The organism is Commensalibacter sp. M0133 (genome assembly GCF_016101485.1).
Taxonomy (GTDB): domain Bacteria; phylum Pseudomonadota; class Alphaproteobacteria; order Acetobacterales; family Acetobacteraceae; genus Commensalibacter; species Commensalibacter melissae.
On sequence record NZ_JACFQI010000004.1, the window covers coordinates 15,692 to 31,604 of the forward strand.

At 37.5% G+C, this 15,913-nt stretch carries 14 protein-coding genes and 1 other RNA gene; 3 read left to right on the forward strand and 12 right to left on the reverse strand.

Annotated features, from left to right (window positions below):
• Positions 1–173 precede the first annotated feature (173 nt).
• Positions 174–818 carry a (d)CMP kinase gene (gene cmk, locus H3T46_RS07445; protein WP_198197048.1) on the reverse strand — a complete coding sequence of 215 codons (645 nt, stop codon included), beginning with the start codon at positions 816–818 and terminating at the stop codon, positions 174–176.
• 42 nt (positions 819–860) lie between these two features.
• Entirely contained in the window at positions 861–2,204 is a 1,344-nt protein-coding gene (gene aroA, locus H3T46_RS07450; protein WP_198197047.1) for a 3-phosphoshikimate 1-carboxyvinyltransferase, read from the reverse strand.
• A gap of 155 nt (positions 2,205–2,359) precedes the next feature.
• On the opposite strand from aroA, the gene H3T46_RS07455 reads away from it, so the two are divergent.
• Positions 2,360–2,683 (forward strand): TIGR02300 family protein, encoded by a 324-nt coding sequence (locus tag H3T46_RS07455; protein WP_122123317.1) that lies wholly within the window; start codon positions 2,360–2,362, stop codon positions 2,681–2,683.
• Between the two features lie 174 nt (positions 2,684–2,857).
• Here the strand turns inward: H3T46_RS07455 and folB are convergent, their stop codons facing one another.
• The 7 genes from folB to ggt form a co-directional block, all read right to left on the reverse strand.
• A complete protein-coding gene (gene folB, locus H3T46_RS07460; RefSeq protein WP_198197046.1) occupies positions 2,858–3,253 on the reverse strand; it encodes a dihydroneopterin aldolase in 396 nt (131 codons plus the stop codon).
• A gap of 14 nt (positions 3,254–3,267) precedes the next feature.
• A complete protein-coding gene (locus H3T46_RS07465) occupies positions 3,268–4,074 on the reverse strand; it encodes an SDR family oxidoreductase (protein ID WP_198197045.1) in 807 nt (268 codons plus the stop codon).
• Between the two features lie 84 nt (positions 4,075–4,158).
• On the reverse strand, positions 4,159–4,752 hold the full coding sequence (gene recR, locus H3T46_RS07470; protein ID WP_198197044.1) for a recombination mediator RecR: 594 nt from the start codon (positions 4,750–4,752) through the stop codon (positions 4,159–4,161).
• Between the two features lie 80 nt (positions 4,753–4,832).
• The gene (locus H3T46_RS07475) at positions 4,833–5,156 is read right to left on the reverse strand and encodes a YbaB/EbfC family nucleoid-associated protein (protein ID WP_110438740.1); all 324 of its coding nucleotides are present in this window, start codon (positions 5,154–5,156) and stop codon (positions 4,833–4,835) included.
• Positions 5,157–5,186: 30 nt separating this feature from the next.
• A complete protein-coding gene (locus H3T46_RS07480; protein ID WP_198197043.1) occupies positions 5,187–7,181 on the reverse strand; it encodes a DNA polymerase III subunit gamma/tau in 1,995 nt (664 codons plus the stop codon).
• Between the two features lie 95 nt (positions 7,182–7,276).
• Positions 7,277–7,371, reverse strand: an RNA gene (ffs, locus tag H3T46_RS07485) — signal recognition particle sRNA small type.
• Between the two features lie 90 nt (positions 7,372–7,461).
• Positions 7,462–9,297 (reverse strand): gamma-glutamyltransferase, encoded by a 1,836-nt coding sequence (gene ggt, locus H3T46_RS07490; RefSeq protein WP_198197042.1) that lies wholly within the window; start codon positions 9,295–9,297, stop codon positions 7,462–7,464.
• 179 nt (positions 9,298–9,476) lie between these two features.
• Here ggt and H3T46_RS07495 point away from each other — a divergent pair, with 179 nt between their 5' ends.
• Positions 9,477–10,826, forward strand: coding sequence for a discoidin domain-containing protein (locus H3T46_RS07495; protein ID WP_198197041.1), 1,350 nt, complete (start codon positions 9,477–9,479; stop codon positions 10,824–10,826).
• Between the two features lie 79 nt (positions 10,827–10,905).
• Here H3T46_RS07495 and H3T46_RS07500 read toward each other — a convergent pair whose 3' ends face one another.
• From H3T46_RS07500 to H3T46_RS07510, 3 genes are all read right to left on the reverse strand, one after another.
• Positions 10,906–12,567, reverse strand: coding sequence for a dihydroxyacetone kinase subunit DhaK (locus tag H3T46_RS07500; RefSeq protein ID WP_198197040.1), 1,662 nt, complete (start codon positions 12,565–12,567; stop codon positions 10,906–10,908).
• 520 nt (positions 12,568–13,087) lie between these two features.
• Positions 13,088–13,876 (reverse strand): type I methionyl aminopeptidase, encoded by a 789-nt coding sequence (gene map, locus H3T46_RS07505; RefSeq protein WP_232349963.1) that lies wholly within the window; start codon positions 13,874–13,876, stop codon positions 13,088–13,090.
• Positions 13,877–13,983: 107 nt separating this feature from the next.
• Positions 13,984–14,940, reverse strand: coding sequence for a D-alanyl-D-alanine carboxypeptidase family protein (locus H3T46_RS07510; RefSeq protein WP_230873038.1), 957 nt, complete (start codon positions 14,938–14,940; stop codon positions 13,984–13,986).
• 532 nt (positions 14,941–15,472) lie between these two features.
• Here H3T46_RS07510 and clpS point away from each other — a divergent pair.
• Complete coding sequence (clpS, locus tag H3T46_RS07515) at positions 15,473–15,793, forward strand: ATP-dependent Clp protease adapter ClpS (protein ID WP_196424101.1); 321 nt, start codon at positions 15,473–15,475, stop codon at positions 15,791–15,793.
• Positions 15,794–15,913 lie beyond the last annotated feature (120 nt).

Consider the following 15,913-nt stretch of genomic DNA (forward strand, 5'->3'; position numbering starts at 1 on the left):
TCCAAAATAGAATGAATCTATTTATAAAAATACGACTTTTTCACGATTGAATTCATGAAACAATTTCAACGAAAAAATATTTTATTCTATTCTTTAAGAATAGAGGGGAGCATATAAGGAAGTTACTTTTTTTTCAATAATTTATTAAAGATAAATTTAAATTTCTTATCTTTTTAACAATTATTATGTCTTTTTACTTTATTAACCACTTTTTCTAGAACCTCCAGAGCTGTCAAATGATCTGTATCAATTACAATAGCATCCTCTGCAGGTTCTAACGGAGCTACTTCTCGAGACGAATCCATTTCATCCCTGGTTTTCAAATCCATCTCTATTTTGTTAATCTGCTGTTCTTTATTTTCGGCTTTTGAAGAATTAGCAAATTGCAACCAGCGTCTTTCTGCCCGTATCCTTGGTGAAGCCGTAAGATAAAATTTAAAATCAGCGGAAGGAAAAATAACCGTTCCAATATCCCGACCATCCATAACCCCGCCTCTTAACATGGCGAAATTGCGTTGAACATTTAATAAAGCGGCTCTGATTTTTGGATTGGCAGCAACCTGGCTGGCCGCTTTATCCACTTCAGGCATACGCAGATCATTTCTTAACCAATCTTTTTCTCGAAGATTTTCAGCAAAAGCCAGGACAGATTTGGAATCTGGTTTTTCACCTGCATCCAGCATTTTTCTACCAACTGCCCGATAAAGCAATCCCGTATCAAGATAAGGTAAATGAAAATAATCAGCTACTGACTTGGCCAATGTTCCCTTTCCCACACCTGAAGGTCCATCGATTGCTATAATTATATTTTTATCCATAATGAATATTCATTAGCCTTTATATTAAGTTATAATTATATTTTATATTTGAAATCCACACCCCAGTGAATTCATCAATTCAAAATATCCAGGAAAACTGGTGCGTATAAAACGAATATCATCGATAGTTATCGTTTTTTTTGCAACCAATCCCAAGATTGAAGCGCTCATTGCCAATCGATGATCCATATGGGTTTCAACTTCGCCTCCCCCTGGAATATTACCAAAGGTACCCTCAATAATCATATCATCTCCATGAGATTCAACAGAAACACCATTTTTCCGCAACATGTTTATGATGCTATTAAACCGATCACTTTCCTTAACCCGTAATTCTGCCAATCCTCTAAAACGGCTCTCGCCTTTGGCATACGCAGCAGCAACCGATAGAATTGGAAATTCATCTATCATGGATGGGACAATTGAAGCCGGAAGGTCAACACCCTTTAATGTCGTGTTTTTAACAATGATATCACCCGTTATTTCACCACCTTCCTGACGCTTATTAGATATCTGCAAATTTGCTCCCATCATTTTCAACGCTTCAATTATCCCGGTTCTCAAAGGATTAAGTCCAACATTCTCTATCAGTATTTCTGATCCGGAAATAATCAAGCCAGCTACCATCAAAAATGCAGCAGAGGATGGATCACCTGGAACATTAACATCTTTAGCTACTAGTTTTGTTGGGCCTTGCAAACAGATTTTGCGCCCTTTTTCAGCTAAGGTGCTAATATCAACCTTTACCCCAAAATGATTCAACATATTTTCTGTATGATCTCTTGTTGCAATCGGTTCTTCTACAATTGTCATACCATTGGCATTTAGACCCGCCAACAAAATGGCGGATTTTACCTGGGCAGACGCAACAGGTAACCGGTATGTAACGGGATTAGCCTTTTCCACTCCCTTGATCGCCATAGGCAAACGTCCCCCATCGCGCGTACTAAACTGGGCACCAGTCTGGCTCAAGGGTTCTATAACTCTTCTCATGGGGCGTTTTCTCAAACTGCAATCACCTGTCATAACGCTGAAAATATTATGTGTTGATAAAATCCCACTCAACAACCGCGCCGACGTTCCGGAATTTCCCATATTCAAAACATCATCGGGTTCATTCAGATATCCAACCCCCTTGCCTATAACCTGCCATTCACCGGGTGCCTTTTGACGAATAATTGCTCCCAAAGCACGCATGACCTGAGCGGTTTGCATAACATCCTCACCCTCAAGCAATCCCGTGATTTTTGTTTCTCCATTTGCCAGAGCCGATAACATTAGAGCACGATGGCTGATTGATTTGTCACCTGGAACATTCACTTTACCTTTCAAAGGCTGTTGTAGAAAAGAAACAACAAGTGGTTGTTTTGAGTGAGTAACTGTCATAATTTTATTTTCCAATTTAACAAATAGAGTATAAAAACAAAAAAACTTTTGATTTAAATCAACAAATCGTATTTTATCATTTGACAATAAGACAATAAACTGGCATTTCGCCATATTTATGTTTTATTTTTTCGATCAGAGAACAGGATACATAAATGGTCAAGCTAGAATTGGGTATTAAAAGAACATGTTGTGCTTGTGGGACTCGTTTTTATGATTTAAACAAAATGTTACCTGTATGCCCAAAATGTGGCACTGAACAACCCATTGAATTACCTCGTCATCGTCAAATTGAAGGAAGCGGCAATCTGGACGAAGAAAAAGAAATCGATACCATGATTGATACTGATGATCTGGAAAATTCAGATGCTGATGTCGATGATGTAATTGAGGATGCTTCAGATCTTGAGGACGATGTTGATGCTATCGGCTCTGAAATAGAAGCAATTAAAAATAACGACGACGATAACGATTCTTAAAAATGATACAGGAATTCATTATGAATTCCTCTTTTCTGGTTATAAATACATCAACCAATCTTTCCATTTAAATCGCATTTGATATCATAACAAACTTGAATTTTAATAAATTTGTATTTAATCAATTGAAGATAAAAAAGTATTTTGCAAATTTTCTGGTATTAATAGCAGACTTTATCTATTCCATCGTTCAATCTCTACGCCGACCCCAGCTGTCTCCGGAATAATATCCAGTTTTTCAATCATGACGCGAACAACCTGAATCCTCTTATCCTTCAAGATACGATCAGCCAAGGTCTCAGCCAACGTTTCGACCAAATGAAAATGGGTCTGAAGAACAGTGTGTTTTACATCGTCAACAATATCCGCATAGGATACCGTCCGGGATAAAATATCTGGACCAACGCCTTTTTCCTCCTGAATTCCAATGGAAATATTCAATTGAATACGCTGAGTTTTTTTTTGTTCAAAATCATAAACACCTATACGTGCCATCAAAATTAAGTCACGAATAAAAATTCGACGTAAGGGTATGTCATAATGCCCTGACCATACTAGGGAAAAATTCATAAATAAATCCTGTTTTACTCGTTTTTATCTGGCATTAATGTCGGTGACCACTGTAAATGTTGCCCTCCATCCAAAGCGATCATCTGTCCCGTCACAGAGGGTAAACATATCAAGCTTAGTACCGCTCGCGCCACTTCCTGTGCAGACGTGCCACGCTGCAACGGAACAGATTTGCATTGATTGGCAAATTGTTCGGCGGTTTGACGTTTATGGGCCATTGCTGGACCGGGCCCAACAGCATTAACTCGAATTGATTTATGAGCCAATGCTAGGGCCATTGTTTGTGTTAATGTCCATAATGCGGATTTGGAAACTGTATAACTGACAAAATGTGGTGTTAGAGACCATACGCGTTGATCAAGCAAATTAATAACACATCCACTAGATTGCTTCGGTAATAATTTTGCAAAATCCTGAATTAACTGAAAAGGAGCCCATAAATTGGGCATTAAATGTTCTTGCCAGGATTGCAAGGTTACACTATCCCATTCATCGCGCTCAAATACACTTGCATTATTAATCAGAATACCTATTGATCCCAATTGATCTACTGCCAGTTCAATCAAACGTTTAACCTGATCAGCATCGGAAAGATCGGCTGTCAGTAGAATTACATTTCTCCCAAGCTGCCGAATTTCCTCTATCAATGTTTCAGCTTCTTGAGTGCGCTTACGGGCATGTAAAACAATATCAAATCCAAATCTTGCCAAGGTTAAAGCAATTTCACGCCCTAACCTTACGGTCGCCCCTGTAATAAAAGCAACTTTAGGGAGTGAATCAGAAACTGGGAAAAAATTAGTTGATCTCCCTTGATTAAACACAAAAATTTCCTTTATTTTGTAAAGATGCAACTTATTATCATAAACAACATGATTTTTGCAGTAAAAAATTACGAATTTGCACAACTAAGCTGGACGTCTGGCAGTCAAAGCCGCTGTCAGGGTTCCTTCATCAAGAATTTCCAGTGAGCCACCCATTGGAATGCCTTGACCAACACGGGTTATTTTTACATGCCAGGGTAATAATTGATCATATAGCCAATGCATAGTTGTTACACCCTCAACCGTAGCACCAAGTGCAAGAATAATTTCCTTGACTTCATTGCGCTTTAACCGTTTTAAAAGAGGCGCTAGATTTAAATCCTCTGGCCCTACCCCAACCAAGGGGGATAAAGTGCCGCCCAACACCTGATAATAGCCCCTGAACGCTCCGGTTTTTTCCAGTGCCCATAAATCCCCAACTGTCTCAACGATACAAATCAATTCACGATTACGATTTAAATCATTACAGATCTGGCATGGGTCACTGCTATCCAAATTACCACAAGAAGAACAGATTCTCACCATCTTGGCTGCCTGTTCTAACGCGTTTGCCAAGGGAATCATACGGGAATGTGGCTGTTTTAGTAATGACAAAACAACACGACGCGCCGAACGTGGTCCAAAACCAGGTAATTTACCAAATAAAGTAATTAGCCGTTCAATTTCCGGACCACCCACGATACCCTCTTCTTACCAAGATAATTAACTAACAACGAATTACCTTTATTACCAATATTCACAAGATAACTTCTGGTCAATCAGAAAGGAAATTTTAAACCTTCAGGAAGATTTATTCCCCCGGTAACTTTCTGCATTTCCTCCTGTGTTGTTTCATCAAGTCGCCTACGTGCATCACTATAAGCTGCAACAATAAGATCCTGCAACATTTCCATTTCAGCCGGATCAGCCAATTTCGGGTCAATTTTTATAGATTTCATGTCACCTTTTCCACCCAATGTTACAGTTACCATACCGGCCCCTGAAACACCCTCAATCGTAATGGCGGCAAGCTTTTCTTGCATCTCGGTCATCTTGCTTTGCATTTGAGAAGCTTGTTTCATAAGATTGGCAAAATTTTTCATTCAATTCTCTTTCAAAATTTAATTTTGGGATTAATTATATGTCAATTCGTCAAAATCATCTATCATTGCTAAATTTTTTTCAGTTTCAAGATCTGATGGCATACTTTGCTCATCCCTGTCTGTAAATGAATTGTGTTCTGGAAATAGACCATATTCATCAAGATGTGGATTGATAACCTTATTAACAACAGCCCCAGGAAAAATACGCATAATTTCTTTTACGATTGGTTCAGATGCAACTTTGTCAAAATCGGCTTGAACCTGTAAAGATTCCTGTTCCATCAAGGTTGGTTCACCCTTTTGCTGGGAAAGAACAATTGTCCATCGCAACCCTGAATGTTCATTCAACAATCTTGATAATTGTTGGGGAAGATTTGCTGGAACCCTATCTTCAATTCTTATTTCAATCATTGGTGGTGCGAATTTAACCAGATGAACCGCGTTACGTAAATGGGCATGCAAAATTGCAGCCTGTTGCTGCTTTACAAAAGATATGATTTCCCGCCAACTGTTCCATAAAATTTGGGGGTTTTTGATCTCGGAATTTTGTTTAGGCAATGACTGAACTTCAGATTTTGATTTTATCAATGAATTTGAGGCATAAGCTTTACCATATCCATGAAAATTGCTACCCCCTTTTGATACAGATACCAATGACGTTGGCTTTGATGATTGCATATCTGAAAATGATAATGAGGAATGATGAGAATATTGGTCTGACTTCTGTTCCGGGGAATTGGATAAATGATTGATTATTTCACCAGGAGTGGGTAAATCGGCTATAAAACATAAACGTATCAAAATCATTTCAGCTGCTGCCTTACGATTGGGAGCCATATCAACCTCCTTGATCCCTTTAAGCAGCATTTGCCATGCGCGACCCAATACGGGTATGGAAAGCATGGAAGCCATATGACCACCACGATTTCGTTCAAGTTCTGATAATTCAGAACCATTTCGCAGATTTGGCAATGATTTCATTCTTGAAAGAAGATGAATTAGTTCCAGAAGATCGGATAATAACACACCTAGGTCAACGCCGCCTGCATAAGCCTGTTCAGTCAAGCTTAGAACCTGATCAGCTTTTCCTGACATAATTGCTTCAAGTAAATCGAATATTAGGGTTTTATCCGCAAATCCCAACATGCCTGAAACAGCTTCAGCCGTTATTTCATGATCCAGTTTATCATTTTCTTGCTGATCAGGAATAGTGGCACGGCCAAGTGCAATAGCCTGATCTAACAAGGATAAACCATCCCGGACCGATCCATCAGCTGCACGCGCAATCAAATGAATAGCCTCATCAGATATGTTTACTTTTTCCCGTTTTGAAATTTTTTGAAAAAATTGACTTAGCTGATCCTGCGGGACACGTCGCAGATCAAACCGTTGACAACGTGATAATACCGTTACGGGAACCTTGCGAATTTCAGTTGTTGCAAAAATGAATGTAACCTGGTCAGGTGGCTCCTCGAGTGTTTTCAACAATGCATTAAACGCATTACGCGATAACATATGAACTTCATCAATGATATAAACCTTCATCCTGGCCTGAATAGGACGGAAACGTGAACCGTCTATAATTTCCCTTACATCATCAACACCCGTATGAGAAGCTGCATCAATCTCCAATACATCAGGATGTCGATCTGCCAAAATTGCCTTGCAATTTGGACAAACACCACAGGGGTCTGCCGTAGGTCCACCCTGACCATCAATTCCTATACAATTTAATGCACGCGCGATAATACGGGCGGTTGTTGTTTTGCCAACTCCTCTAACTCCCGTAAGCATAAAAGCATGAGCAACTCTACCCATTGCAAAAGCATTGCGCAGAGTGCGTACCATTGTTTCTTGACCGATCAAATCCTTGAAATCCCGAGGTCTATATTTTCGTGCCAAGACACGATAGGACTTTTCATCAGATGATGATTTGATCTCAGAATCATCGCTCGATAAGGATTCAAATAATCCAGCGGGCTCAATATCTGGGGCGGGTAATTGCTCGTCCGGAATATCTTTCATTAACAACCATTCCAGAAAATATGATAAAACCAGTTTTTGCGAATTTTGATTATACCACTAAATTACCTGAGATTCTAATTTATTTGTCTTAAATCCAGGGAAAGCTTGAATGACCCAAACGAAACTCGTGATGGCTGCTTCCTTCCGGACCTGACCGAGTTCACAAGGTGTTCGTCCACCCAAACTTTCCAGTTTCTTTCTATTACAAATTAAAAAAAATTGGCAAGTATTTTTTTTGATTTTTCAAAAAAATTATTTTTCATATGAATAATCAAAAAAATTAGTATCCTATAGCTCCCCCGCCAGCATGACGATAATCCACCCCGCCATAATAAACAGTCTTTCCGTTTTTATCACGTCCAACAAGAATCCCTTCGGCAATTCCCCAAGTAGAGTAAAGATCCAAGAGATAGTTTTTTCTTTTTAAAATTTTACGAACTTGACCGCTTAACGCATTATGTTCAAGCTGAATTCCCTGAGGCTGCCATTGTTCATGTATACGGGGGAGATTAATCGCCTGCTGAATATTCATTTTGTAATCAATGACACCTGTTATTACAGAAAGAATAATAGTGGGAATTCTTGACCCCCCAGGGCTGCCTATAACCATAAAGACCTTATTGTCTTTGGAAACTATTGTTGGTGTCATTGAAGATAAGGGCGTTTTCCCCGGGGCAATTTCATTAGCCTTACCCCCGATTATTCCATACATATTTGCTTCACCTGGCACCGTAGTAAAATCATCCATTTCGTCATTCATAATTATACCGGTATTGCCAGCAACAACCCTCGCTCCATACCAGCCATTAAGCGTATAGGTTAATGAAACCGCCATGCCATCCTTGTCAATCACAGAAAAATGCGTCGTTTCATTCCTTTCATGTGATAGTAATGCTTTTCTTTCCTTCTTATTCAACGATGTTGCCTCGGTAACCTTTCCTGGAACCAAATCGGAGGAAACAACCGCTTTTTTAAAGGTCAAGCTTTTGCGTATTTTTTCTGCATAATCGGGATCATTCAGGTGTTTTACAGGATTATCAACAAATTCTGGATCCCCCAAATCTCTCCGATCTGAATAGGCCCGACGCATTGCTTCAACCTGTCTTTCCACCGCAGGAACTGTCTGAAGACCCATTTTATGTAAATCATAACCGGATAAAATATTTAACATTTCGCACAAAGCTATTCCCCCACCACTTGGAGGTGGGGCTGTATCAATATGATAACCTCGATAAGAACAGGTTAATGGCAGCATCATTCGTGGATGATAATTTTCAAAATCTTTCAAGGACAATATTCCACCATGCTTTTTACTGGCATCAACTATTTTTTTTGCAATTGAACCATGATAGAAAACATCTTCCCCATGCTTTAAAATAGTTTGCAAGGTATCTGCCAAATCTTTTTGACGAAAGATATCCCCTTTTTTCCATGGATTTCCGTCTGATTTAAGAAAAATTTTAGCTGCATTGCGATCTTTGGCAAAATCAGACAGAGAAGTCGCCATCAGATCGATATCTTCCTGCGTCAGGATATATCCATTTTGCGCAAGTTTAATAGCTGGAGCCATTAATTCCGCACGAGACTTGCTTCCCCATCGTTTACGCAACATTTCCATACCTGCCACCGTTCCGGGAATAGCAACAGCTTTCCATCCCAATATAGAGGCATTGGGAATTTTCTTACCATTACTGTCAACAAACATTTTGGAAGTTGCTGCCTTTGGCGCCTTCTCTCGAAAATCTATAAAATAAGCCTGCCCATTTGGTAAACGAAGCGTGAGGAACCCCCCGCCTCCTAAATTTCCAGCGGCAGGATAGGTAACCGCCATTGCATAGGCAACTGCCACAGCTGCATCAGCTGCATTTCCGCCATTCTTTAAAACCTCAGATCCAATTTTTGCAGCAAGATTACTTGCTGAAACAACCATTCCTTTTGATGCCACAACAGGTTCTGGAGACATGGTTTCTTGAACAACTTTACCAAATGCTAAGGCATCAACCCCATTACCAACCTGCGCATAAACTGTCCCTGAAAAACAACCACTTGAAAGGAGTAATATACCTAATAAATATTTATATTTTTTTTGTCTTATTTCTTTGATTACGCTTTTCATATCACTTCCTGAACGTGTATTATTTAATTAAAATATTTCTGAAAAAATCTATTAAAGAAATATTTTTTATATCTTGCATAAACAAACATAACACAATTTTATTTTTAATATAAAAATAGACAAAATAACACTTACAAAATATATATTAACTTTCAATATTTTATTTTAAGGTTTTTTCAATGAGTGTTATTATTGCATTTAGAACTCATATTTGGAATGATGATATCGAATATATGGCAAGACGCCTTAAAGGTTCTTTTAGCAAAGCTGATTTTGTTATTCTTGCTGATGAAAGCAGGGAGATCTTGGATGTAGGTGATTTTCCTAAAATAGGTCATACCTCTGATTTTTCTGAATTCAATATCCCGAATATTCCCGGTCAAAAAACTTTATGGTATAACGCTGATTATCCTTTATATGCCTTACGCAAAGCATTGCCTAACTATAATCATTATATAATGATTGAAAATGATGTCTTAATAAATATTAATCTAGACCCTTTAATAACATCCCTTGAAAAAAAACAGACAGATATAATTGCCCACAACATTTTAAGTATACCAGATCATTGGGTTTTCAAAGATACGATAACACCCTATTTTAAAAATTCTAAATATTGTTTTTTACCGGTATTGGCACTATCCGCCCGGGCAATTGACCATCTTCTTATAAAAAAACAGGAAATTTCACACCTATACAATAATGATAATTCCATCATATGGCCATATTGTGAGGGATTTATTCCATCAGCTGTTTTTGAAATGGAAAACCCTATTGTAGAAGAATTGCGCAATTTCTGCAAATTACAACCATATGATTTTTGTAGTGGTTATTACTATCTTGATCCATATGTTAATATTCATGGAACGATATGCCATCCTGTCAAAGGCAAAGATTTTGTGGAACGTTGCATAACACATGACGGTATCAATCCAATTTTCAATCCACGTTCTTCATTAAGAAGAGGTCTAAAGAATCTTAAGCCATGTGACTTTTATCAATATATTCATGATACAATAAAAAAGACAGGAAATGTGGGTTTTTATCAACAATTCAATGAAATTGCACTTCAGGAAAGATGGATAAAAAAACCTGAGGCCGTGAACTGGGCGCTTGGTGGTAAAGCTTCACAATCATCCGTTTGTGCACATTCAAAATTCAATGATATATACAAAGATGCTGCGGGCGCAGTTAATGGACGTATTGGTCCAGATTACAATTTTCATACTGCAACGGAATATAACCCTTGGTGGAAACTGGAATTACCTCGCACAATCAACATTAAACATATAATAATTTATAACCGTCTAAACTTTGAAGATCGTGCCTCAAAAATAAAAGTTGAAATATCTGATGATCACGAAAACTGGATAATTGTCGCTGATTATCCTGACGGAATTATTTTTGGTGGAGCCGATGGCAATCCATTAATTATAAGAGTAAATAATATTAACGCCCAGTATGTCAAAATAAGTCTTTATGACGAAAGTATATTACATTTAAATCAAGTAGAAGTATATGACCAATAAAATTTGATTTCTCATTATCCAAAAATTAAAGCTAGCTTGTTATTACAACATAGCCAGCTTTTCAAGAATAATTTATAACTTATCTATTTGGACACTGTTTTGACAAGGCTGTAAAAACATCTGCGACAGCTACAGCACCCGGATCAGGATTTCCCGCCAAACTACCACTGTTCAAATAGGATGAACGTCCTGCATTTGCTTTCGTTGCTTTTGCCGTATTTTCAACGCCTTTTTCAGCCGCTTGAACGGCGCCTTTTAAATCATTCTGATCTTTAAGCAATATTTCCAAAGCAGGTTGTAACGCATCAATCATCGTACGATCCCCAAGGTCAGCCCCACCATAATGTTTCATCTGTTTTAAGCCAAATACAAGACCTTCAACAAATGATGAACCTTCAGCAATTTTTTGACCTGTTGCAGTAAAGAAAATCGACATTAAAACGCCACTGGAGCCCCCCATAACAACAGCCAGTCTTTCACCAATGACTAGACATAGTTTTGTCAGATCGTTTAGGGGTAATTGATTGGTATTTAACAATTCGGCAATACCTCTTGCCCCTGCAGCAAATGTTGAACCTGTATCTCCATCCCCAACCTTGGCATCCAGATCATTCAATTTTCCTTCAAGATCAATTAATGTCTTTGTAACAACGGCGATAACATTTGCCACAACTGGATTATCAGAAGGTGTGAATTGCACTTTAGTTTCAACAGGATTAACAGGCATATGTACAATTTTAGCAGGTTGAACAGCCTTAAAAGATCCTGTAATTTCAACAGGTGCTGTCAAAGCGCTGACGATCTTGTCATCCAAAACCATGGCTGATAATGAAAAACCCTTCATGTCAAGCGCTGTCGTAAACCAGTCTGGTCCTACAATCCAGTCAATATTTGAAGCAAGTGCAGAATATGAAAGTTCTTTAGCCAAAATGGCCATTTCTGTAACCGAAACACCGCCCAGATTATTCAACATGACGGCAAGACGATCCGAATCATTTATACAAGCCTTGATTTTTGCTGTCATGATATCCATGATTTCACGACTATTTTGAGTATTAATTGTCGTGGCGCCTGGTTCACCATGAATACCAAGACCCAGTTCAATAGACCCTTCCGGAATTCGTTTATCATCACTTTGGGACTGGGGTAAATCACACCCAGTCATGGCAACTCCCAGGCTAAAAATCTGCCTATTTGCATAATCAACAAATTTTTTAACTTCCTCAAGAGAATACCCGGTCTCGGCAGCATAACCGGCCATTTTATGGACAAAAATAGTGCCAGCAATACCACGTGGCTGTTTATTTTCAGGTAAAGAAATATCATCCTTAACCATAACAACTTCCACCTTGTAGCCTAACTGTTTTGCCTTTTCAGCCGCAAGTCCAAAATTTAGACGATCTCCTGTATAATTTTTGATTACCAATAAACAGCCAGCTTCACCTGTTACTGTTGTAATGGCGGTCAATACGGCATCAACTGAAGGAGAGGCAAACAAATCGCCACATACAGCGGCTGTCAACATCCCTTTACCGACAAATCCCAAATGAGTAGGCTCATGTCCAGATCCCCCCCCCGAAATAACGGCAACTTTTTTCTTATCCCAGTCTTTACGAACCACAATTCGCATAGAAGGGTCAGTATCAAGTTTCACAAGATTATTATAGGGAGCTGTGACTAATGTACCTTCAATAGCATCATTCACTAATGAAGCACGATCATTAAAAAAGAAATTGGACATTTTATATCTTTCATTTTTGAAAGTTCAAATCACTATAAATTGACTTATAATATCTATATATAATAATTAAATAAAGACTTAATAAGACAACCGTTTGTTTTATTATTTATAATTTTAATTGAACTAAACAAATTAACATCATTTATAATGCTCGATAGTCAATTTTATAATAATGCCAGTTTAATGAACGTTTTTAAAACACTAATTAAAACTTTTGGTCTTGATATATTGTTTAAATACAAGACCAAAGCATTCTTATCCTATGGTAAATACTTTAATTTATAATAATTTTATAAATAAATAATTATTTGGAGTTTCCAAAAATAAAAAACTTGATTGAAACTAAGTTTCAACTCTGTTTAAAAATTCTAAATAACTCAATATTACAACGTTTTTGAAATTCTCATCTATATTGTTTTGATGAATTTATTAGTCTTAAATTAGAATTTCAAACAAATATTCATTTTATATAACTCTTTATCAAATTTTGATTTATTAATTTCCATTTTGATAAAAATCATCAAATATAAGGAGGACAATTCCAACCTTTGGGTGAATAGGTGAATACTTCACATCCATCTTCAGTTACTCCCATCATATGTTCAAATTGCGCACTGAGAGATCGATCACGCGTTACGGCTGTCCAGTCATCATCAAGAATTTTAACGTCTGCCTTACCAGCGTTTAACATAGGTTCAATAGTGAAAACCATTCCTGGTTTTAACACAAGTCCCTGCCCCTTTTTTCCATAATGCAATACATTGGGTTCTTGATGAAAAACGCGTCCAATTCCATGACCACAAAAATCGCGTACAACAGAAAAACGCTGTGATTCTGCATATTGCTGAATGACGTAACCTATATCTCCCAAAGTGTTCCCGGGTTTAACAATATCTATTGCCCTTTTCAGACTTTCATAGGTTACATCTATCAATCGTTGTGCCAAGCGTGAGGCCTTGCCAACGACATACATACGGCTACTGTCACCAAACCATCCATCAAGAATAGATGTAACATCGATATTAACAATATCTCCATTTTTTAATTTACGATCTCCAGGAATACCGTGACAAACTATATGATTGATAGATATACAACAAGATTTTGGAAAACCATGATAGTTAAGTGGTGCTGGAATGGCACCTTTATCAATTGTATAATCATGAATAATCTGGTTAAGTTCGTCTGTTGTAACACCTTCCTGAACATGAGGAGTAATCATGTCAAGTGTTTCTGCTGCCAAACGTCCCACAGCTCTTAACCCAACAAAATCCTCTTGAGTGTAAAACATCATGCGACGATCTGTCATTCCTAACTCTCCAATAAGACTTTATCAAATTACCAATAATAAATAACCTGGTATAATTTACGAACTTTTCTTATATACCTAGCTAGGATTATGATCCCTGTCCAGTCTTACTTTTTCCGATTATGTCTGGATATGGTATGATGTCTCACAGCCGCCTTTTTGATATTACGCTTAAAAATCGAATCCCGTTTTTTTGCAATTGAAGTACGTGACGAGGCCTGTGCCACTTCAACCGACTTTTTACCTCTTGTAGTACGGGTTGCACGAACAAGAATTACTTTTGGATGTTTATTATAACGTGGGTGTTTTTTCAAGGAATTTGTTCTTGCCAGATAAACCGGTCTAGCAACAGGAGCCACACCACTTTTTGCAAACCCGTCATCTAGTGCACTCATCATGTATTGATTTCGTGAACCATTACTTGATGCACCCATAACAACACCAATCAAACGGACATTATCATGAACGGCTGATCCTACAAGATTATGCCCTGCCGCAGCTGTATAACCTGTTTTTAACCCATCCGCACCAGCATAACCTTTTAACAGGGGATCGTGATTGGGAATTGTCCGTCCACGAAAATAAAAGTAAGGTGTTCTGAACAAAGGATAGTATTGAGGAAAATCCGAAATCAAATGTTGTGCCAAAATTGCCAAATCACGCGCAGTTGTTAGTTGCCCAGGATTTGGAAGGCCAGAAGCATTATAAAAACGTGTCCGATTCATTCCCAAAACTTTGGCCTGTTGTGTCATCATTTTGGCAAAGCGTTCTTCGTCTCCACCTCCAATAAATTCGCCAAGAGCGCTAGCCGCATCATTCGCGGATTTAGTAATCAAGCCTAAAACAGCTTCCCTGACAGTAATATATGAACCTGGACGGACTCCTAATTTGGAAGGTTCCATTGAAGCTGCATGAATGGTTATAGGAATTCTCTGATCAAATCGTATGGCATTGGCATTTAAGGCACGAAATGCCATATATAAGGTCATCATTTTTGTCAAACTGGCTGGAAACCGTTTCAAATCAGCATCTTGTTCTGACAAGACTCGGCCATTAACGTCCATTACAATTGAACTGATTCTTCCTACATACTGGGCATGCGCACAATGCGCATAAAATAGTGTATAAGAATATACAGCCGTAAAAAAAACTAAGAAAAAATTCCTAGACGTTTTTCTCATAATTTTCTTAAGACTTACGGTAAAGTTTAACTGTTTCAATTTTTTTATATGATTGCAATAAGTGGACACTTTAATTTTCCAGCTTCTTTTTCATTAAACGTTTACTCGACCTTTAAAAATGATTTACTTCTTAAATTGTTTTGTTTATTTTTGGAATCAAATCCCCATGTTAAACAAAACGTTACAAGAAATTACACCACTATCTTTACGAATATATATTTGGGACTTTATATTCATATAAAAAATATACATCTGAATTTACGCCATATTTTGCAACCATACAAGTCCAAATCAAAATCATTCAATTAGATTCTTCCTTAATTTGAACCTTAACAAAATATTTTATGAAATTTATAAAATGCACTCCAAATACATCATAATGAATCCCTTTAGTAAATCATTTTCTCTTTATTGTATGACTTCCAACCAGAACCAGCATGATTCTAGAAAGAACACAAAAACGCTGACAAAAACAAATTTGAAGAAACCCACCCTGTATAAAGTTCTTATGCTCAATGATGATTTCACTCCCATGAATTTTGTCATTTACACATTGGAAACAATATTCAGAAAAACAACTGAAAATGCTGTTTCAATCATGTTAAAAATCCATCACAATGGAATAGGAATATGTGGTATATTCACATACGAGGTTGCTGAAACAAAAGTTATGCAGGTTATGAATCTTGCCAAACAACATCAATATCCACTGCAATGCCTATTAGAAAAAGAATAAATTTAATTAAATATGATTTGATCAAAATATTAACTGTATAAACCCTTTTCAATAACTATATAATAAATAAAAGGAATATGCAGGATTTCTCTTTCGATATTTCACAGTTTGAAAGTTTAA

Bases quoted from the DNA above. Each gene is read 5' to 3' on its own strand.
- aroA (WP_198197047.1), bottom strand. From the start codon at position 2,204: ATGACAGTTACTCACTCAAAACAACCACTTGTTGTTTCTTTTCTACAA.
- H3T46_RS07495 (WP_198197041.1), top strand. From the start codon at position 9,477: ATGAGTGTTATTATTGCATTTAGAACTCATATTTGGAATGATGATATC.
- H3T46_RS07510 (WP_230873038.1), bottom strand. From the start codon at position 14,940: ATGGACGTTAATGGCCGAGTCTTGTCAGAACAAGATGCTGATTTGAAA.
- H3T46_RS07500 (WP_198197040.1), bottom strand. From the start codon at position 12,567: ATGTCCAATTTCTTTTTTAATGATCGTGCTTCATTAGTGAATGATGCT.
- folB (WP_198197046.1), bottom strand. From the start codon at position 3,253: ATGAATTTTTCCCTAGTATGGTCAGGGCATTATGACATACCCTTACGT.
- H3T46_RS07480 (WP_198197043.1), bottom strand. From the start codon at position 7,181: ATGAAAGATATTCCGGACGAGCAATTACCCGCCCCAGATATTGAGCCC.
- H3T46_RS07455 (WP_122123317.1), top strand. From the start codon at position 2,360: ATGGTCAAGCTAGAATTGGGTATTAAAAGAACATGTTGTGCTTGTGGG.
- clpS (WP_196424101.1), top strand. From the start codon at position 15,473: ATGACTTCCAACCAGAACCAGCATGATTCTAGAAAGAACACAAAAACG.
- ggt (WP_198197042.1), bottom strand. From the start codon at position 9,297: ATGAAAAGCGTAATCAAAGAAATAAGACAAAAAAAATATAAATATTTA.
- cmk (WP_198197048.1), bottom strand. From the start codon at position 818: ATGGATAAAAATATAATTATAGCAATCGATGGACCTTCAGGTGTGGGA.
- H3T46_RS07475 (WP_110438740.1), bottom strand. From the start codon at position 5,156: ATGAAAAATTTTGCCAATCTTATGAAACAAGCTTCTCAAATGCAAAGC.
- map (WP_232349963.1), bottom strand. From the start codon at position 13,876: ATGACAGATCGTCGCATGATGTTTTACACTCAAGAGGATTTTGTTGGG.